An 18,013-nucleotide genomic window follows, 5' to 3' on the forward strand; every position below is an offset into this window, starting at 1 on the left:
GACATGAGTAGATGACCGTTCGTCTGTTTGGTTGTCGACACGTTGCCCCTGTGGGTGTGTCGGTGGTTGATGGCGGCGGGGAAACGCCCGGTCCCATTCCGAACCCGGTAGCTAAGCCCGCCCGCGCTGATGGTACTGCATCCGGGAGGATGTGGGAGAGTAGGTTACCGCCGACCTAAAAAGTAGATAGATAAGTAAATAAGTGGGAGTGCCCGTCACCAGGTGTGGTGGCGGGCACTTTCCTATTTCCTGACTTGTCGTTGCGTCGGTGTTGCGTGGGGTGTCAGGTGGCTGCGCCGGTGTGGGGCCCGGGGCGTGTTTGTCGTCTGTGGCGCAGACTGTTGGAGTTGAACTATTGGAACAGGGGCCTTTTGCCTGTTTGAGCGGTGATACGTGCCTGTTCCCATAGTTGAGATCCAACAGTGTGCCGGGGGAGCGATCTTGATCGCTGTGGTGCTTAGGGGGTGGCGAGGCACGCCATCGAGGGAGGGGCGCCTGGGTGGGCGCTGGAAGCTAGCCTAGTGGTGGTGTGGTGCAGTAGCACTGGAGTACTGGGGCGAGGACCGGCCCTGTTGCTATCGTGACTGGGTGAGAAGTGTTGAACCTGAACTATGGGAACAGGGCATAAATGCCCCGTGTGGGTTGGGGTAGGTGCCTGATCCAACAGTCGAGAACCAACAGTTTGTGGCGGGGCGGACTGACCGACTGCGTTGATTTCGGCTTGGCTAGTCAGAAGGTGAGCCACTCGTTTGCAGGGTTTGAAGGCAGACAGCCATAAAGACTTGTACGGTGCAGCAGATACTAGCTCCGACGATCCGGGTCCGAGAGGAACCAATACGCACCGGCAACGATGGCCGCTACTGCTACGGTGATGATCCCTCCGAGGAACTCAAGCGTTTCAGAAGGAAACGCTCGAATGATGAAACTGAACCACAGGGGTCCTGTCACCAGGATGACAAGGAAGATAATGATTGTCACTGCGGTACGCATGTGGGCGTTCTCCTTTCTTCAAGCGGTTACAGCTGCTGTATCCGGCGTGCGCCTTCTCGGAGGGTCTCCGGCGTCTTGCAAAACGCAAAACGAACCTGTCGGGACCACGTCTCCGGTTGATCTGCGAACACTTGCACAGGGATCGCGGCCACGCCCAATTTTTCCGGCAACGCCATGCAGAAGTCTACTCCGTTAGATTTAACATCGGGCGGCAGATCGGCCACTGTGAAGTACGTCCCCATCGTGTCATGGACTTGAAAACCTGCCTCGCTCAGCGCTGTTCCTAGGAGGTCGCGGTTATCTTGAAGGCCCGCGACCATTGCCTTCAGCCAGTCGCCAGCGTGGTCAAGCGCCCAAGCGACAGCCGGCTGAAAAGGCGTTGCGCCCACGTAGCTCATGAACTGTTTCGCCTTGATCACGCCCTCGAGCAGCTCAGCGGGGCCCAGCGCCCATCCGGTCTTCCACCCGGTTGCGTTGAAGGTCTTCGCTGCAGAGGACACAGTGATGGTGCGTTCAAACATGTCCGGCAACGTGGCGATGGGAGTGTGAGAGGCATCGTCGAAAAGTAAATGCTCGTAGACTTCGTCGGAAAGCACTAGGAGGTCGTGTTCGACCGCAAGCTCCGCGAGGGCCTCGAGGTCCGCGCGTGCTAATACGCTTCCGGTCGGGTTGTGCGGGGAATTGAGGATGATCATTGCGGTGTCTGCAGAGATTGCGGCCCGGACGGCGTCGACGTCCACGGTCCAGGTTGCGCCATCGGCCACTAAAGGCACCGCTTGTCGACGCGCATCCGCTAAAGCAATAGCCGCCGCATAGGCGTCATAATAAGGCTCTAGAACGATGACTTCACTGCCGGGCTCAACTAGCCCGAGTACTGTCGCGGAGATCGTTTCGGTGGCCCCGACGGTGATGAAGACTTCCGTGTCCGGATCGTAGTTGATGCCGTAGTCGCGGGCGCGTTGGCGGGCCACGGCCTCGCGCAGCACGGGCAGCCCGCGGCCAGGGCCGTACTGATTGTTACCCGCCGCGATCTCGCGCTGGGCGATCTCCAACATCTCGGCAGGTCCATCCGATTCCGGGAAGCCCTGGCCCAAGTTCACAGCGTCGAATTTGACGGCGCGCGCCGTCATCGTGGCGAAGATGGTCTCGGCAAACGGCTGGAGGCGCTTAACGACGTGGCTCATACATGCTATTACAGCACGAGAAGATTGTGTGGTGTTGCTTTGACCTCGTCGAAACGCTTGCGCGCCTTATCTAGTTTGATCCACTGTTCCTGGGGGATAGCCTTGCGTGCCTCGGCGACGATGTCCTGATCGGGCGTGCCCCACGCGATCGGCATTGGCGAAATCTCTTGCCAGTGCTTCTTGTCGCCGCTGGCGCGCTGGCCTTGGACTGCGGCTACTGGGATTTTGGTGCCCACTTTCGGCTCCACGCCGTTAACACGGGTCACGGTGCGCGTGGCGAGCCCCCAGCGTGGCGGAAGTTCTGGGTCCACGTTGGTGTTCACCAGGCTCAGGAGTACGAAGTCGCGCGGGTTGACCTCCGCGATCACCGCAGGCGCCAGCGGGTAGCGGTCATAGAGGCTCTGGGCGGTGCCCACGGAGCGGGGCACAGCGAAGGCGACGATGAGCATCATCACGCCGAACAGTCCTAGACCAAGCGATCCCAGGAGGCGCCACGGCGAGGTCGCCGGCACGAACATCCAGATCAGCACGGCGATGATGATGCAGATCACGAACAAGGAGACGCCGGAAATGACCAACCTTTTGGTGTCTTTCAACATCTCGTTGTTCTTTTTCGCGAATGCTTCGTCGACCTGAAACTTGAAAATCTTCATCCCGCTCATGGTGTGCCAGTCTATAGGTCCGATGCGTCCACGAGGCGGTAGGCATACCCCTGTTCGGCTAAGAATCGCTGGCGGTGCAAAGCATATTCCGCATCCAGCGTGTCGCGGGAGACCACCGTGTAGAAGTGGGCCTCAGCGCCGTCGGCCTTGGGCCTGAGCAGGCGCCCGAGGCGCTGAGCTTCCTCCTGGCGCGAACCGAACGTGCCTGAGACCTGGATCGCGACAGCAGCCTCCGGAAGGTCGATAGAAAAGTTCGCGACTTTGGACACCACCAGAGTGTCCAGCTCGCCTCGTCGAAAAGCGTCGAAAGCCTCCTCGCGTTGCTTCGTCGACGTGGACCCGGTGATCAGGGGAGCATCGATCCGCGCGGCGATCTCTTCGAGCTGTTCCAGGTACGCGCCGATGATCAAAGTTTGCTGGCCGCTGTGCTGAGCAAGGAGCTTATCGACGACCGCCAGTTTGCTATCGCTGGTCGCAGCGACGCGGTAGCGCTCCCGTGTTTCAGCAGTGGCGTACACCATGCGCTCCTCATCGCGCAGGGTGGTGCGGACCTCGACGCACTCGGCGGTGGCGATATAACCGGCGGCCTCGAGTTCTTTCCAGGGGGCGTCATAACGCTTCGGGCCGATGAGGCTGAACACATCGTCTTCGCGGCCATCCTCGCGGACCAGGGTGGCGGTGAGCCCGAGGCGGCGGCGCGACTGCAGGTCCGCAGACATGCGGAACACGGGGGCGGGGAGGAGGTGCACCTCGTCGTAGATGATTAGGCCCCAATCGCGCTGATCAAACAGCTCGAGGGCGCGGTACTCACCCTTCATCTTGCGCGTGACCACCTGGTAGGTGGCGATGGTGACCGGGCGGATCTCCTTCTTCTCCCCGGAGTACTCGCCGATCTCTTCCGGGGAGAGGTTGGTGCGGCGCAGCAGCTCATCGCGCCACTGGCGGCCGGCCACCGTGTTGGTGACCAGGATGAGCGTGGTGGTCTGAGCTTGGGCCATCGACGCGGCACCCACGATCGTCTTGCCCGCGCCACACGGCAGCACGACGACACCTGAGCCACCCTCCCAGAAGGAATCGGTGGCGTACTGCTGGTAATCGCGCAGGTGCCACTCGTCACGGCCCTCTCCCGATGTCACGAGGGAGATGGGGTGGGATTCGCCGTCGACATAACCGGCCTGGTCGTCGGCAGGCCAGCCGATCTTGGTCAGCTCCTGTTTGATGCGGCCACGTTCAGAGGGGTGGACTGGGATCGTGTGGTCGTCGATACGCGCGCCCAGCATCGGAGCGATCTTCTTGTGGCGCGTGATCTCCTCGATGATCGGGGCCTCATCGGACTCTAAGATGAGCCCGTGCGCTGGGTGCTTGAGTAGGCGGACGCGGCCGTAGCGGGCCATGGTCTCGGCGACGTCCACAAGCAGCGACTGGGGGACAGGGAACCGCGAGTAGCGTTCCAGCACGTCCACGGCCTGCTCCGCATCATGGCCGGCGGCGCGGGCATTCCACAACGCCAGCGGGGTGATCCGGTAGGTGTGGATGTGCTCGGGCGCGCGCTCTAGCTCGGCGAACGGGGCCAGCGCCAGGCGGGCAAGACCGGCCTGCGGGTGATCCACCTCCAGCAGAACAGTCTTATCCGACTGGACAATAAGCGGGCCATCGCCAAGAGCCATTGTTTAAGGTCCTTTCTTCTCGGGTCCTCATTATGCAACGCTGCGATGGCGCACTTTATTCGCGGGCTGGTGGTCTTATGCGCGCAGGGCCTGGATCCAGCCCATCTTCTGACCATTGTTCAGGATCGAGGCGCGGTAGATGCGTGCCACCAGCCACAGCACCACGACAACGGCCAGGGCTGCGATCGCTAGAGAAGCGACAAGCTGCACTAGGGTGAAGTCACCCGCCGCGTAACTCAGCGGTGCCGTGAAGATGGAAAACGGTGGGATCCAGGAAAAGACCTGCATCCAGGTGCTATCGGTGGAGTGCCAGCCGAAAAGAGGAACATACATAGCGGCCATGATCAGCAGAAGCACCGGCATCTGTGTGGACTGGAGGTCCTCGGTGCGTTGCACCAGCGCTCCAGCGGCCGCGTAGAGAGATCCGAAAAACAACATCCCGAGAAGCCAGGACACCAAAAGGATGGGCACCAGCGACCAGTCGATGGTGATGCCGTCGGTCAGGCCGGCAGCAAAAAGGGCGGCGATACCTACTGCTAAGAGAATCGCGGTGGCGAGGAAACCGAAGATCACATTGCCAATCACCTTGCCCGCCAGGAACGGCAACGGCCGGACAGCAGCAAGGATGATTTCCACGACGCGGGAGGATTTCTCTTCCGTGACGCGCCCGCCAATATTGGCTCCGAACAACATGACTGTGAAGATGATGATGGACACACCCGCTAGGGCAGTGAGCAGGGAAGTCATGGATGCCTCGCTTTGCTGATCACCCGAAACATCCACCGAGGTGACGCTGACTGGGCCCATAGCTGCGGCGAACTCTTCCGGGGCTACCCCCAGGGGTTCCAAGGCAGCGTTTGTAGCCAGCGTGCCAGCCACAGCATTGATGCTTGCCATGACAGTGGCCGACGGGGAACCATCCGCGAGCACCTCCCATCCTGAATCACTAGCAACCACCGCGGCATCGACATCGCCGTCACGGACGAGTGCCTGGGCTGTTTCACGGTCGGTGGCCGGGGATGCTTCTAACTCAGATCCTTCAAAGGCAGCGGTGGGTACACCCACCACGGCCACCTCAGGTATGGAATCTTCACGGTCGTTGAGAAGGGACAACAGGAAGGAGCCCGCCACTAAAAGGACCAGGATCAGCCCTACGGTGACCATGATTCCTTTGGAGCGCAGACCTACCTGGATCTCACGGGAGGCAACAGTACGGATCGTGTGCATGGGGGAGTAGGTGCTCATGCGGAGACTACCTCCTTGAAGAGTTCGTTGAGGTCAGGGACAACGCGGTGGAAGGAATGGACAGGGCCGACGGCTAGGGCAGCCTGCAAGATGTCTTGGTCGGATACAACCGATCCAGTAGTGGGGTCGATTTCCAGCACGACGTTGGAGGGGCCTTCGTCGATAAGCGTGGTGCCCGCGGGATACCAGCCGCGTGCCTGGGTGCCCACTGCGTAGCGCACTGGGCCTTGGGTGCGCAGCTCGTCCACGGTGCCTTCGGCCACCATGCAGCCACGGGCGACAATGCCGACACGGTCACACAGGCGTTGGACCAGGTCCAACTGGTGGGAGGAGAACACAACCGCGACGCCGCGGGAGGCACGTTCGACGAGCATCTCGCTCATGACCTCCACAGCAACAGGGTCGAGGCCAGAAAATGGTTCGTCGAGAATCAGCACGTCCGGATCGTGGATTAAGGAGGCAGCTAGTTGCACGCGCTGCTGGTTACCCAGTGAAAGGTCATCGAGCTTGTCGTCCATGCGTTCACCGAGTCCGAGGCGCTCCAATAGGTCGCGCCCAGACTGCACAGCATCCTTGTGGCTCATGCCGTGAAGTGTCCCCAAGAATACGAGCTGGGACAGGAGATTTTCCTTGGCGTAGAGGCCACGCTCCTCGGGCATATAACCGATGCGGCGGCGGGAATCGTCGTTAAGCGGTGTGCCGTGAAGGAGCACCTCGCCAGAATCACAGGCCAGGACGCCGAGCGCGATGCGCATGGTGGTGGATTTACCGGCGCCGTTGGAACCAACGAAGCCGTAGATCTCGCCGGGGTGAACGGAAAAACTCATGCCGTCGAGGGCGCGCGTTGTCCAGAAAGTTTTGGTCAGGTTGCGTATTTCAAGCATTAGTACAATTCCTCGGGTTGGTCGTTGGCGTTGTCGTTAAAAGTAGAAGCGAAGCCTACGGTGGGCAGGGTGCCTACAACTAGGTAGGTGAATATCATGAGCAGTCCTGCAGACACCCCAAAGAACGCGGGGTGGAAATACTGACTGAAAAACGAGCCCGCAACGATGAATATGATGCCTCCCACGAACAGCACGATTTGAAAAAGGCGGTGGGTGCGGTCGTGCCACAGGTTCATGATTTCGCGTTCATAATCGTCGAGGAGATAAAGCGGTGCAATGTCTTTCCCGTCGATGGTGCAACGCAGAACCACAAAGGCCGCTATAGATACCAGTAGTGCGCCGTTATAGACCAGTAGGTAGGTATTCGGGCCGATTCCGCTCAGTGTCATGAGCACCCACGAAACTATGGCTGCAGCAAGGCCTGCGAAGTAGATTGCAGCCAGCAGACGGGTGCGGGTAGGGGTGCGCCAGGCGTCAAAATTGGGGGCGTGGTCGCGGATGGAATAATAATTCCGCTCTTTCAACAGCTGCCTTCTCATGGCAGGTAAAGCTCCTGCGACATAGGGGAGAATTCCTCGCGGGAGAATACCGCTTCCACCGGCAGCTGGAATAATTCGCAGATCCGGAAGGCGAGATCCAAGCTAGGGGAGTGGTCACCGCGTTCGAGTGCTCACACGGTCTGTGGGTTGACGTCGATCAGCTCGGCGAGCTGCTTGCGGGTCATGCTGTGGTCGGCGCGCAGGGCGCGGACGCGGTTATAGATGGGACTTTTCGGTTGTTTCTTGGGTGGCATGAACAATATGTTAGATAAACCCAACGATTCTATGCATGAAATAACCTTATCTGGGGGTAGTGGGTTCTTTGTGTCCTAAGGCAAGCGGATGGAGCCCAAGTTGCGTGCGGTCTCGAAAGCTTCGCGGATCAATTCTTCCCCGTCTGCGGGATCGCGCGGCTCTGGTAGATGCTGGTAGGCATCTACGGCGGCCCACGCAATAGCCAGGAGGCCGTAGAGTGCGATGGAAGTCTCGCGATTGGCTAGGCTCGGCAAAAATGTAGCGCTCACGCTGGCGCCATGGATGGATTCGAGGGCGGTGCAGATCCGAAACACGGAGACAACATTGTCAACGTTGTCGGTGCTGTTTCCGTGAAAAGAGTCTAGGACAATCTCTTCAACGGTATCTAGCAAAGAGGCTCCTGCTGGGGCCTGGTCCAGCTCAGCTCTGAAGGCCTGCGCTTGAGCGTGCAAAAACTCCTCGAGGGCCGCTTCGAGGGATGCAAAGTAGTTGTGGAAGGTGCGTGCTGACACCCCGACGGCAGAAGCGACATCGGCAACGGTGGTGCCTTCTGTGCCGCGGACAAGGACTAGCCGGGCGGTTTCGCGCATCAGGCGAGCGCGAGTTTCTGCCTTCTTGGCTTCGCGTGCTGTGGGCATCCACTACCGTCCTTTTTGCAGCCTGTCTGCAAAATGTTGAAGTCTCAACAAATATTTCAGGAACAGATTAGCAACGATGTGGCAGGTCCGCAGCGCAAGTTGCGCAAAGGTAGTATTACTGCAGGATAACGCGGGTGATGCGGGGGAGTGCGATCCGGACAACCGCACCAGTTTTCTCATTCAACACATCAACTTGCCCCGCGGACACCGACAGCGGGGTGACATTGATCTGCTTGCCCTGGCCGTTTTTATTGACGTAACCGATTGCCACCGATTTACCACCCCGCGCCGCCGCCTGCAACACAGCAATATGGTCAGCATCGCCAGCCTGGTCGACATCAGCATCGTCAGTGCCCGCTGTCTCTGTATCAGCCTGGCGAATGGCAGCGACAGCCGCCTCAATGTGTGCTTCGTCGACACGCGACGTCTTCGGCAGGGTCGAGGGCGTGGCGGTCACCAGCGTCGGCTCAGGCGCCAGCGACAGAGAAACGCCTTCATTATCTTCCGCCGCCGGGTGCAGCCCCGCCTCCCGCAGCCGCGCGACAAGCTGGGTAAGCGGTATATTCGCCACGGCCACCTGGGGCGCGATCAGAGTCAAGATATTGCTTAACGACGAGACCGCCTGCGAAACGACAGAAGGATCGTCGGCGCGCACAAAGCTCAATGCCTCACCCACGCGTAACTGCCCGTAGCCGCGGGCGGCATCGCGGATGAGGAACTCCATGGGCTGGGGAACCTCGCCCGGGGTGTGCTCAGCGAGCCAGCTGACCAACTCATCGGGGGTGCGTCCAGCATCAAAGGCGGCCCGCACCGAGGATTCGGTCACCCTGAACACGCTGGCCAGGCCGGAGGACTCTAACTCAGTGAAAGACTCGATGACTGACTGCAACTCAGGGGCCAGGGGGCCGGGCGCCAAAATGGTCATGTCTGCCTGGGGGATAACCATGTCGACTTCAGTGGGGACCAGGGCCGCGGTCGCTGCTGCCACATCGCCGCCATCGACTAGGGCGGCAAGTGCTGAGCTGGCGGTGTCATTGGCCAGCGCACCCACGGCCTGGGCTTGATGAAGCACCGTGTCGACGACCGCGTCCGAAATGCCCGAGGCCACGACAGGGTGGGTAAAGCGGAAATCCTCGATCGCCTCATCGCGGCTGACCGGATGGCCAGCGACGCGTGTGAATTGGGTGAGGATAAGTTGGCGAAGCCCGCGCACGTGCGGGGCGTGCATGGCATCCGAAAGCAGGCGGATCTGGTGGCCCTTCTCGTCGGGCTGACCCAGCTTCTCCACCTGCCAGGGAGAGGCCAACCAGCCGGCCAGAAGGATCGCCCACTGATCTGCCAAGCGCGCATCGACCCACGCAGGAGCATCCTTGGTGGGGGCGAGCCCGTCGATGTCATCGTCGATCAGTCCACGCCCGAGGACGCCTGCCGACTCGCCGACGCTGACTAGTAGCGCTACCGTCTCCTCGGGGGCTTCTAGTTCCTTCGCAAGGCTGGTGAGGGCACGCACGCCCACCGAACCATCCTTGTTCAAGGCCACTGGTGAGTGCCCTAACGTCGTGATCAATCGGCGCATCGAGTGCGTGGCCTCTAGACCCGCGGCGGTGGCGGCGTCGTCAGCTCGTTGGTTGGGTGTGGGCTCGAGTGTCAGGCGTGGCGAAGGCTCCAGTGGAAAAGGCCGCGAGGGCTGACCGCGCAACACGTCGCGTACCGGGCGGGGCAAACGTACAGTGTTGGCGTTGACCCGTACCAGCAGCCCAGCGTCAATGAGGCGGGGAACCGGCCGGGCAGGATCGGCATCGATTGCGGCATCGCGCGTGGTGCCCACGGATCCCGATGCTGCCAAAGTGTCTAACACGGCACGCTGCGGGGCATCCAGCTGTTCGATACGCTCCTCTACATTCTCAGGGGCGGTGTCGCACACCCGCCAGCCCGTTGGCAGAGCTCCCAGCGCGCCGGGGGTGACCTGGATACTGTCCTGGGTTCCGAACACCAGGCCCCCGGTGCGCAGAGCCGAGACCGATTCGTGAGCCAGGGCCTCGTCGACAGGCAACGCGTTGACGATCTCTTTCACTGCGACCGGTTCCAGCTCCGCGCCTAGGTCGCCGGCTGCCTCTAACGCGGCGATCTCCAAAGCTGTCAGGCGGCGAACCGCACGTGACAGGGACCCCGGCAGCACAAGGCGGGCCGCGAGAGAGTTCACACCTGGGGGTAATGGAAAGGATGTATCCGGGCGGGCGCGCAACAGGGCAGCGAGCTCTTGATCACCCATTTGTGCTAGTGACGTGCGGAAATCGGGGAAGGTAGGGGAGGCGTTCATGATGATGGCAATGATACTGGGTGACTGCTTGGGGTCAGAGCCTTGTCGAATGAGTTACTTTTCTCGCTGCTCTTTGGCAGAATGAAGTGTATGGCTAAGAACGTAGACAAGATTTCCAAGATCAACCCGGCATGGCCAGTTGACACCCCGGGCAACGGTCACCCAGTGACCGAGATTTCTTCCAAGCTCGCTGGCGCATCGAGCCCCTTCGGTGACGACTTGGTTCTGCCACGCCCAGTGGAAGAGATCGGCTACGTCCACGCGTACACCCGCATTAACCGCTAATAAATAGTGGCGCTGAGCCCTCAGAGATGTCTCTGAGGGCTTTTGGTCGTGCCTTGGTGGGGGTGGGTGTCTGCGCTGTTTCCGGGCCGCGCTGTATCTAAACTGTCGAAGCTGAACTGTTGGATCTGGGCCGAAATAGGGCGTTTTGTGCCCGCGAAGCCCCTAATCCAACAGTTCAGTTCCAACAGTTTGGGGGAGTAGACGAAAGACACCCTGCCACAAAAGCAGTGGCAGGGTGTCAGAGCGGATCGCTTAGAAGGTTGGCAGCTGGATGTTCAGTGCCTGGAGGATCTGCTGCAGGTTGCCGGTAGCCGCCGCGTCGATGACTGGGCGGTTAGCGCTGTAGAACGCGTTGAAGTTCGCGCGGTTGGCATTGTAGAATGCGGTGACCTCGGCTGGGATGGTAAGGCCGTACTGTGCCAAGTTGTCGCGGACCAGTGCGTAGAGTGCGTCTACTGCGTCGGCCTCAGAAGAGGTTGCCGCGTACACTTCCTGGACTGGAGCAGCTGGGGCAGGCGCAGGGGCTGGTGCTGGTGCGTTCGGGTGTGGGCGGTTGGTGTTTGGTGCGGAGTTCAGGCCCAGACGTGCGGAGCAGGCTGGCCATGCGCCCCACCCCTGACCTGCCAGGGTCTTTTCTGCAACGTAGATCTGCTGCTCGCGGGTTGCCTGGTCGGCGGTCGGTGCAAATTCGCCACCGCCGTATGCCTGCCAAGTGCCGCGGGAGAACTGCAGGCCGCCGTGGTAACCGTTGCCGGTGTTGATGTGCCAGTTGCCGCCTGCCTCGCACTGTGCCAAGCGGTCCCAGTCAGAGTCTGGTGCTGCGTTTGCGGTTGGTGCGAACAGGGTGGCAGCGGTGACGGCTGCGGCGGTGCCAGCGAGCACCTTGGTGAGCGGTGCTGCGGTCTTGCGAGAATGGCGTCCCATGATAAAAGTCTTTCCTCTCATTGTGCGCCTACGGGGTCAGCTGTCGGGGTCGGGCTGAGTCTCGGAAAAGCCCGGTCCAGTAGAATTTCTGGACTTCACCCCAAGCGCCGCGGTCTGCGATGCGATGCGCTCGGCCGGTGTGGTCGTGCGCGGTGGGTTCCCCATCCTTGTCCTATGAAGTTTGTTGGTTTCATGTGCCGTGCTGCGCGTTCTGGACAAGGCTCGGCGAGACGCGCAGTGTGAAGGATCGGCTGTGAAATTTTGCCTCGTTCAAAGGCTTGCCCAGCACTGTATCGTTTTATAACGATTGAGTCACGTTAACGACACGAATAAAGCAAGACTTTTTAGTTGAAGGGGATATATTGTTCCATTTATGCAGGTCATCGACTCGGTCGCTCGAATGTGATCTGTGCCATAGGGTTGTAACAGTTTTCCCTCCCGCCCCAATTAATAGGGGATACAGGGATTCGTCGTCACGCTCGCAATGGAGAATTGTACACAGCACAGACTAAGATAGATGCCTTAGCGCGCGCTGGGGAGCCAGCGCCGAGAGAGTCAAGAAAGTGGTGATTATCGTGCCAGTTGGAAAAGTAAGGTGGTACGACGCCGAAAAGGGATTCGGCTTTGCCTCCAACCCGGGGGAGGAGGACGTTTATATCTCGAAGAGCGTCCTTCCTGAAGGTGTTGAGGAACTCGTCCCGGGGCAGCGCATCCAGTTCGATTTCGCAGCCGGCCGCCGCGGGCCGCAGGCACTGCGCATCGAAATCCTCGATACGCCGCGCCGCCGCCCCGGGCACCGTCGCAAGCCAGATGAGCTGAACTCCATGCTGTCGGATGTGATGACAGTGATTGAAACCCAAGTCCAGCCCGTCTTAGCCAAGGGCCGCTACCCAGAGCGCAAAGAAGCCCGCCAGGTCGCGGAGATCCTGCGGGCTGTAGCCAAAGAGCTCGACGCCTAACGCGCGTTGCCGGGGGAGTCGGGGAAGAGCCGGGTTAAGCGTTTTACTCGAAGCTAAATGACCACGTGGTCATGTAGGGGGTTTCAACGCCGGCGTCATCGTGGCCGATCATGATCGACGAGACCTCAACAACCACCAGCTGGGGGTGCTCGGTGGAATCGCCAACCGGGGAAGCGGACACCGGAATGTCAACGGTGTTCGTATCGTTCGGGCCGTGCAGTTGCTGGTCATTGGCGCCGGGATCATCGTAGATCGTCAGCAGTTGCCAGTCATGGTCGTAAATATCCTTGGGTACCTCGATACGCACCGTGTCATCGGGGGACACCTGTACCGTAGGAACCTCATTTTCGGGGCACTCCACACCAGGTTCACACACCATATATGGGGTGGTCTCTACCTCCGTTTCCCCCACGGTGGCAGTCACAGTGACCTCGTGCGGGGCGGCCGCCGGCCGGGAATTCTGCCACTGCATGAAGGCGTACACCCCGCCGACCAACGCCACCACCAAAATCACAATGATGGCGACGGTCTTGATCGATTGCGTCCTCGTTGAAGCCATGTCCCCAAGTCTAGCCCGCAGCACCAGCGCCGACGAAGCTCACCTCATACATGTCGGGCCAACGCTTGCCTGTCAGAAGGAAACGATCCGACCCCGGAATGTGCGCGATGCCGTTCAACACATGATTCGGGTCCGGGGTGGCATTGTTCGGAAGGCTGGATGCGTCGATCACCGCGGTGACCTCACCGGTGGCGGCATCGATGCGCACGATGTCAGTGGTGGTGAAGATATTGGCGTACACCTCTGAGCCCACGCACTCCAGCTCATTGAGGCCACCCACCGGGCTGCCATCCATGGTCACCTCGAAGCGCTCCCGTTCCTCCAAAGTGTCCGGGTCCATCCGCCTCAACTGGTCGGAGCCATCGGAATAGATGATCTCCTCGTCGAAGGAACACAGCCCCCAGCCCTCACCGGCGATCGGGGCGCGATCGACCTCCTTCAGAGTCTCAGCATCACGCTTGATGGCTACTCCGTCTAGCCATGTTAGTTGCCAAATGTGGTCGTCGTAAAGCGTGATGCCCTCGCCGAAAAACTCTGGGTCCAGGTCCGCGCTGGCCTGCTCCTGGCCGTCCAACGTCGTGCGATAGATCCGGGATTCGCCCTCCATCCCGGTGCCGACCACTAGCGCGCCATCGTCGTCAAGCTCCAGCCCCTGGGTAAAAGAGGTCTGATCGAATGGGTGTACCTGGTGGACTTCCACGGTCAGCTGTTCGACGGGGGAGCCTTCCGCGCTTGACGACGAAGAAGCCGCTGAACTGTCCTGGGAGCTGCCGTCGGAACTGCAGGCCACCAGGGAGGAAGCCAGCCCGAGTGAACCGGCCACAGCGAGTGCCGCGGGGAGGACCTGGGGGAGGTGTACATGACGCATGATTCGACCCATGCACCCATCATGCCAGGGCCTCAGACATAATAGGGATGTGTCCCACCACAACAAGTCCAAGAAATCTAACCCGCTGCTAACGCCCACCGCCATCTCGGTGGCGCGCGAAGCACTCGTCGACATCGCCGAAGGCGAAGAGATCGGAGAGCACATCGGAGTGACTGGGCTGGCGCGCAACGTCGCAGTCCACCGCTTCGATGCTGACGTGCCAGGCTACCCCGGGTGGGAATGGAACGCCGTGGTGGCCTGTGCCTCCGGTTCCCGCTACGTCACCGTCAACGAAGTCGCCCTCGTGCCCGCCCCCGAAGGCGAAGCCTTGCGCGCCCCGGAGTGGGTGCCGTACTCCGATAGGTTGCGCCCCGGCGACCTCGGCCCGGGCGACCTCATGGCGCCCGCCCCGGACGATGAGCGGCTCACCGACGACTCCTTCGCGCGTGACGCAGTCACCTTCCCCGGTCGGGAGACCAAAAAGTACTTAACGACGACCGGCCTGCGCGACGCCAAGCAACGCTGGCGCACAGGGGACTTCGGACCAACCAGCGAGTTCGCGGAAAAGGCCGCCCTACGCTGCGCCTCGTGTGCTTTCTACGCGCCGATGGCCCCGCCGATCGACGACGTCTTCGGCGTGTGCACCAACGAATACTCGGCCGACGGAAGGGTCGTGGCCTCCTCCTACGGGTGCGGTGCACACTCCGACACCACGGTCGAGGAAGCCGGCGTTGACGATGCCGAAAAGCTTTACGACGACGAACGCCCTATCTTCTAAGGACTAAACAATTTCGTAGCGCTTCTCGCGCAGCTCGTTGAGCTCACGGTGGGTGGGCACACCCATCCGCTCGATCCCGGTGCGCGCCGGAACAACACCGCCGTACTCCAACCAACCGGTGACCAGCCGCGCGCCATAGACGGCGTTGATGCTCCAAGTCTCATTGCTCATCAACTGGGAGCGGTGAAAACCCTTATCCAGCCAGCGGATCTCAACGCCTTCGGACGCTAAAAGGTCTAGCGCCCCGTCCGCAGTAATGGACGGCGTGGTGCGCGGGTGCGCAGACACGTGCGCAGCACCGTCCTTCATCATGAGGAACGGGGACAAAAACGAGGAGATCACGTAGCCGCGCTCGTCGATAAGCAAGCCCTCATCGACCGAGAGGCGCGACAAGAGCCCTTGCTGCCACCCGAGGTCGCGCCCGCCACGGATCTGTGGCGAGCGCCGCTCATCAAGAACCCCTGCCGAATCCACCGTGATCTCGCTGGGGCGCGCCGGCAGCGGGCGAAGCGACAGGGAAGCGGTGCCGTTGGCAAGCTCGACGACAGCGCGCCGGGTGCCGTCCACCTGGGAGAGGCGGACACGCAGCTGGTTGATCGTGTTCGGGCTCACTCCGTGAGCTCGGAAAGCGTCGATATAGCGGGAAAAATCAATCACGGACCCATCCCGGACAACAAAGGTAAACACTTCCATGAGCGAGCACGACCCCTTCATCAGTCAGGTCAGATAAGTACGAACGTTCAGCCACTACCTACGCTATCACCATCGGGGCGAGGAAACCCGGGGAGCTCACAGCGGCAAACGGGGGGAATAAAAATAGGTGGTCCACCCCCTCGCGGGCACCAGAAATTTTGATATTCCCAAAAAACCTGCAACTCTATCTGCGAAAACTACATACTTCAATCCTTCTAGTTTGTTAAGGGGACGACTCGGCATGAGTCACATTGGATCAACCAGCAATGCCAGCGGGCGCCAAGATAGTGCAGTCGACAGATTTTTCCATATCTCGGAGCGCGGTTCCACGGTAGGAACTGAGGTCCGTGCAGGTGTAGTGACCTTCTTCGCGATGGCCTACATCATTTTGCTCAACCCACTGATCTTGGGCACGACTGCTGACCACGAGGGGACCGTCCTGGGTATCCCTCAGGTTGCCGCCGCGACCGCTCTGGTTGCAGGTGTGATGACGATCCTGTTCGGCGTCATCGCCAAGTACCCCTTCGGCATCGCCGCCGGGCTTGGGCTGAACACCCTGGTGGCCGTTACCCTCGTCGGTGGCGAAGGTTTGACCTGGGCCCAAGCCATGGGCTTGGTGGTGGTCGACGGCATCATCATCGTCCTGCTGGGGATCTCCGGGTTCCGCGAGGCCGTGTTCATGGCCATCCCACAATCCATGAAGGCTGCGATGAGTGTGGGCATTGGCATGTTCATCGCCATGATCGGCCTGGTCAACGGCGGCTTCGTCACGCGCCTGCCCGACGCGGCGAACACCACCGTGCCAGTGGGCCTGGGTATCGACGGTTCGATCGCTTCCTGGCCCACCCTGACTTTCGTGATCGGCCTGATCATCTGTGCGTTCATGGTAATCCGCGGGGTGCCAGGCGGGCTTTTCCTGGCGATCGTGATCACCACGATCATCGGCATGATCATCGAGGCCATCACCGGCACCGGCTCCTCGGCAGGAGACGCCGGCCCAGCAGGCTGGGGGCTGGCCGTCCCGACGATGCCGGATTCCTTGGGCTCCGTCCCGGACCTGTCCATTGTCGGCAATGTCGATATCATCGGCGCATTTACCCAGGTGGGTGCGCTCACCGCAACGCTGCTGGTCTTCACCCTCGTGCTGGCGAACTTCTTTGACGCCATGGGCACCATGAACGGGCTGGGCGCACAGGCTAAGCTCAACGACGAAAACGGCAACCTGCCCAACCTGAAGTCCGCCCTGGTCGTGGAAGGCCTCGGCGCCGTGGCGGGTGGCCTCGGGTCTGCCTCCTCGGCGACGGTATACGCGGACTCCTCGGCAGGTATCGCCGACGGTGCGCGCACCGGTCTGGCCAACGTGGTCACCGGTATCCTCTTCCTGCTGGCCATGTTCCTCACCCCGCTGTATGAGATCGTCCCCATCGAGGCCGCAGCACCCGTGCTGGTCGTCGTGGGTGCGATGATGATGGCACAGGTCACCACCATCGAGTGGAACCGCTTCGACATCGCTATGCCGGCTTTCCTCACCATCGTGGCGATGCCATTTACCTACTCGATCGCCAACGGCATCGGCGTCGGGTTCATCATGTTCACCCTGTCCGCCATCTTTGCAGGCAAGGCCAAGCAGGTGCACTGGATCATGTGGCTGATCTCCGCACTGTTCGTTGTGTACTTCGGTATGGACCCGATCATGTCCGCGCTAAGCTAGCAGCTTGTGAACCTTCCCGCACCGCAGCTTGTCACCGACCCCACCGACCCGCGTCTCGACGATATCCGCGACCTGAAACGCAACGAACGCAAACTCGTCATCGCCGAAGGCCCTCTCATCGCCGGCCGCCTGGTGGAATCCCGGTACCCGCTGCGGTGCATTATTGGTTTTCAGGCTAAGCTCGCCAGCTTCCTCGAAGAGCTTTCCGCGCTTGACGACGATCACCTGATCGACTGCCCCATCTACGAAGTCTCGCGCGAAACCCTGGCGGCGGTAGCCGGGTTTGATATGCACCGTGGGTTGTTAGCGGTGGCTGACCGGGCGGAGGAATCGTCGCTAAGCGATATGCTGGACATGCACACACTCGTGGTGCTCGAGGGGGTGGGGGACCACGAAAATATTGGCTCCATCTTCCGCAACGCGGCCGGCATGGATGTAGATGGGGTACTGCTTGGCTCGGGGACCGCGGATCCGCTGTATCGGCGCAGCGTGCGCGTGTCCATGGGGCATGTGCTGCGCACTCCGTGGGCGCGACTGGAGGGCGGTTTTACCACCTGGCAGCGCTCTCTCGAGGAATTGCGCGAGGCTGGTTTCCGGCTGATTTCGCTCACCCCGCACCCGGAGGCGGTCCACATTGCGGAGGCGCTCGTCGATAAGCAAGAAAAGCCGTGGGAAAAGGTTGCGCTGCTGGTCGGTGGTGAAGGCCCAGGGCTGACAGAACATGCGATGCGGGCTACCGACGTGCGCGCCCGGATCCCCATGGCGGTTGGCACAGACTCGCTGAACGTGGCGACGTCAGCGGCGATCGCCTTCTACGAGCGGCAACGCGGGCTGCGCGTGCAGGGATGAGCG

General features: G+C 60.9%; 18 protein-coding genes, 1 rRNA gene, 1 pseudogene and 1 riboswitch. Of the genes and pseudogenes, 6 read left to right on the forward strand and 14 right to left on the reverse strand.

Annotation, left to right across the window (positions count from 1 at the left end; all coding sequences use genetic code 11):
* Positions 1-58 precede the first annotated feature (58 nt).
* Positions 59-176 (forward strand): 5S ribosomal RNA (gene rrf / locus B097_RS0106395).
* 625 nt (positions 177-801) lie between these two features.
* On the opposite strand, the gene B097_RS0106400 is transcribed toward rrf, so the two are convergent.
* The 10 genes and pseudogenes from B097_RS0106400 to B097_RS0106445 all read right to left on the reverse strand — a co-directional run bounded on the left by B097_RS0106400 (position 802) and on the right by B097_RS0106445 (position 10,384).
* The gene (locus B097_RS0106400; RefSeq protein WP_018581712.1) at positions 802-990 is read right to left on the reverse strand and encodes a hypothetical protein; all 189 of its coding nucleotides are present in this window, start codon (positions 988-990) and stop codon (positions 802-804) included.
* 26 nt (positions 991-1,016) lie between these two features.
* The gene (locus B097_RS0106405; protein ID WP_018581713.1) at positions 1,017-2,174 is read right to left on the reverse strand and encodes a pyridoxal phosphate-dependent aminotransferase; all 1,158 of its coding nucleotides are present in this window, start codon (positions 2,172-2,174) and stop codon (positions 1,017-1,019) included.
* Positions 2,175-2,182: 8 nt separating this feature from the next.
* Positions 2,183-2,827 (reverse strand): DUF3239 domain-containing protein, encoded by a 645-nt coding sequence (locus B097_RS0106410; protein WP_018581714.1) that lies wholly within the window; start codon positions 2,825-2,827, stop codon positions 2,183-2,185.
* 20 nt (positions 2,828-2,847) lie between these two features.
* Positions 2,848-4,503: a DNA repair helicase XPB gene (locus tag B097_RS0106415; RefSeq protein WP_018581715.1), complete on the reverse strand. Its 1,656-nt coding sequence runs from the start codon at positions 4,501-4,503 to the stop codon at positions 2,848-2,850.
* A 75-nt stretch (positions 4,504-4,578) separates the two neighbouring features.
* Entirely contained in the window at positions 4,579-5,748 is a 1,170-nt protein-coding gene (locus B097_RS0106420; RefSeq protein WP_018581716.1) for an ABC transporter permease, read from the reverse strand.
* The gene (locus B097_RS0106425) at positions 5,745-6,632 is read right to left on the reverse strand and encodes an ABC transporter ATP-binding protein (protein WP_018581717.1); all 888 of its coding nucleotides are present in this window, start codon (positions 6,630-6,632) and stop codon (positions 5,745-5,747) included. The genes B097_RS0106420 and B097_RS0106425 overlap by 4 nt, the downstream gene beginning before the upstream one ends.
* A complete protein-coding gene (locus B097_RS0106430; RefSeq protein ID WP_018581718.1) occupies positions 6,632-7,171 on the reverse strand; it encodes a hypothetical protein in 540 nt (179 codons plus the stop codon). Before B097_RS0106430 ends, B097_RS0106425 begins: the two co-directional genes overlap by 1 nt.
* Positions 7,168-7,425: pseudogene (locus tag B097_RS12610) on the reverse strand (helix-turn-helix transcriptional regulator). Before B097_RS12610 ends, B097_RS0106430 begins: the two are co-directional and overlap by 4 nt.
* Before the next feature lie 75 nt (positions 7,426-7,500).
* The gene (locus B097_RS0106440; protein ID WP_018581719.1) at positions 7,501-8,064 is read right to left on the reverse strand and encodes a TetR/AcrR family transcriptional regulator; all 564 of its coding nucleotides are present in this window, start codon (positions 8,062-8,064) and stop codon (positions 7,501-7,503) included.
* A 115-nt stretch (positions 8,065-8,179) separates the two neighbouring features.
* A complete protein-coding gene (locus tag B097_RS0106445) occupies positions 8,180-10,384 on the reverse strand; it encodes a helicase-associated domain-containing protein (protein ID WP_018581720.1) in 2,205 nt (734 codons plus the stop codon).
* A gap of 90 nt (positions 10,385-10,474) precedes the next feature.
* On the opposite strand from B097_RS0106445, the gene B097_RS0106450 reads away from it, so the two are divergent.
* The gene (locus B097_RS0106450; RefSeq protein WP_018581721.1) at positions 10,475-10,669 is read left to right on the forward strand and encodes a hypothetical protein; all 195 of its coding nucleotides are present in this window, start codon (positions 10,475-10,477) and stop codon (positions 10,667-10,669) included.
* A gap of 252 nt (positions 10,670-10,921) precedes the next feature.
* Here the strand turns inward: B097_RS0106450 and B097_RS0106455 are convergent, their stop codons facing one another.
* The gene (locus B097_RS0106455; protein WP_018581722.1) at positions 10,922-11,593 is read right to left on the reverse strand and encodes a resuscitation-promoting factor Rpf1 domain-containing protein; all 672 of its coding nucleotides are present in this window, start codon (positions 11,591-11,593) and stop codon (positions 10,922-10,924) included.
* A 9-nt stretch (positions 11,594-11,602) separates the two neighbouring features.
* Positions 11,603-11,790, reverse strand: a riboswitch (cyclic di-AMP (ydaO/yuaA leader).
* A 378-nt stretch (positions 11,791-12,168) separates the two neighbouring features.
* Between B097_RS0106455 and B097_RS0106460 the strand changes: the two genes are divergently transcribed.
* On the forward strand, positions 12,169-12,552 hold the full coding sequence (locus B097_RS0106460; protein WP_026254357.1) for a cold-shock protein: 384 nt from the start codon (positions 12,169-12,171) through the stop codon (positions 12,550-12,552).
* A 43-nt stretch (positions 12,553-12,595) separates the two neighbouring features.
* Here the strand turns inward: B097_RS0106460 and B097_RS0106465 are convergent, their stop codons facing one another.
* Complete coding sequence (locus B097_RS0106465) at positions 12,596-13,111, reverse strand: DUF2771 domain-containing protein (protein WP_018581724.1); 516 nt, start codon at positions 13,109-13,111, stop codon at positions 12,596-12,598.
* 10 nt (positions 13,112-13,121) lie between these two features.
* Positions 13,122-13,979 carry a glutaminyl-peptide cyclotransferase gene (locus B097_RS0106470; protein ID WP_018581725.1) on the reverse strand — a complete coding sequence of 286 codons (858 nt, stop codon included), beginning with the start codon at positions 13,977-13,979 and terminating at the stop codon, positions 13,122-13,124.
* A 10-nt stretch (positions 13,980-13,989) separates the two neighbouring features.
* Between B097_RS0106470 and B097_RS0106475 the strand changes: the two genes are divergently transcribed.
* Complete coding sequence (locus B097_RS0106475) at positions 13,990-14,757, forward strand: DUF3027 domain-containing protein (RefSeq protein ID WP_051078017.1); 768 nt, start codon at positions 13,990-13,992, stop codon at positions 14,755-14,757.
* 3 nt (positions 14,758-14,760) lie between these two features.
* On the opposite strand, the gene B097_RS0106480 is transcribed toward B097_RS0106475, so the two are convergent.
* Positions 14,761-15,450: a hypothetical protein gene (locus tag B097_RS0106480; RefSeq protein WP_018581727.1), complete on the reverse strand. Its 690-nt coding sequence runs from the start codon at positions 15,448-15,450 to the stop codon at positions 14,761-14,763.
* Between the two features lie 241 nt (positions 15,451-15,691).
* Here B097_RS0106480 and B097_RS0106485 point away from each other — a divergent pair, with 241 nt between their 5' ends.
* Both B097_RS0106485 and B097_RS0106490 read left to right on the forward strand, forming a co-directional pair.
* Positions 15,692-17,161 carry an NCS2 family permease gene (locus B097_RS0106485; protein ID WP_026254358.1) on the forward strand — a complete coding sequence of 490 codons (1,470 nt, stop codon included), beginning with the start codon at positions 15,692-15,694 and terminating at the stop codon, positions 17,159-17,161.
* Between the two features lie 6 nt (positions 17,162-17,167).
* Positions 17,168-18,010: a TrmH family RNA methyltransferase gene (locus B097_RS0106490; protein WP_018581729.1), complete on the forward strand. Its 843-nt coding sequence runs from the start codon at positions 17,168-17,170 to the stop codon at positions 18,008-18,010.
* The last annotated feature ends 3 nt before the right edge of the window (positions 18,011-18,013 follow it).

It is taken from the genome of Corynebacterium pilosum DSM 20521 = CIP 103422 (assembly GCF_000373805.1).
Classification (GTDB): Bacteria; Actinomycetota; Actinomycetes; order Mycobacteriales; family Mycobacteriaceae; genus Corynebacterium; species Corynebacterium pilosum.

Bases quoted from the DNA above. Each gene is read 5' to 3' on its own strand.
- B097_RS0106400 (WP_018581712.1), bottom strand. From the start codon at position 990: ATGCGTACCGCAGTGACAATCATTATCTTCCTTGTCATCCTGGTGACA.
- B097_RS0106405 (WP_018581713.1), bottom strand. From the start codon at position 2,174: ATGAGCCACGTCGTTAAGCGCCTCCAGCCGTTTGCCGAGACCATCTTC.
- B097_RS0106410 (WP_018581714.1), bottom strand. From the start codon at position 2,827: ATGAAGATTTTCAAGTTTCAGGTCGACGAAGCATTCGCGAAAAAGAAC.
- B097_RS0106415 (WP_018581715.1), bottom strand. From the start codon at position 4,503: ATGGCTCTTGGCGATGGCCCGCTTATTGTCCAGTCGGATAAGACTGTT.
- B097_RS0106420 (WP_018581716.1), bottom strand. From the start codon at position 5,748: ATGAGCACCTACTCCCCCATGCACACGATCCGTACTGTTGCCTCCCGT.
- B097_RS0106425 (WP_018581717.1), bottom strand. From the start codon at position 6,632: ATGCTTGAAATACGCAACCTGACCAAAACTTTCTGGACAACGCGCGCC.
- B097_RS0106430 (WP_018581718.1), bottom strand. From the start codon at position 7,171: ATGAGAAGGCAGCTGTTGAAAGAGCGGAATTATTATTCCATCCGCGAC.
- B097_RS0106440 (WP_018581719.1), bottom strand. From the start codon at position 8,064: ATGCCCACAGCACGCGAAGCCAAGAAGGCAGAAACTCGCGCTCGCCTG.
- B097_RS0106445 (WP_018581720.1), bottom strand. From the start codon at position 10,384: ATGAACGCCTCCCCTACCTTCCCCGATTTCCGCACGTCACTAGCACAA.
- B097_RS0106450 (WP_018581721.1), top strand. From the start codon at position 10,475: ATGGCTAAGAACGTAGACAAGATTTCCAAGATCAACCCGGCATGGCCA.
- B097_RS0106455 (WP_018581722.1), bottom strand. From the start codon at position 11,593: ATGGGACGCCATTCTCGCAAGACCGCAGCACCGCTCACCAAGGTGCTC.
- B097_RS0106465 (WP_018581724.1), bottom strand. From the start codon at position 13,111: ATGGCTTCAACGAGGACGCAATCGATCAAGACCGTCGCCATCATTGTG.
- B097_RS0106470 (WP_018581725.1), bottom strand. From the start codon at position 13,979: ATGCGTCATGTACACCTCCCCCAGGTCCTCCCCGCGGCACTCGCTGTG.
- B097_RS0106475 (WP_051078017.1), top strand. From the start codon at position 13,990: ATGCACCCATCATGCCAGGGCCTCAGACATAATAGGGATGTGTCCCAC.
- B097_RS0106480 (WP_018581727.1), bottom strand. From the start codon at position 15,450: ATGGAAGTGTTTACCTTTGTTGTCCGGGATGGGTCCGTGATTGATTTT.
- B097_RS0106485 (WP_026254358.1), top strand. From the start codon at position 15,692: ATGAGTCACATTGGATCAACCAGCAATGCCAGCGGGCGCCAAGATAGT.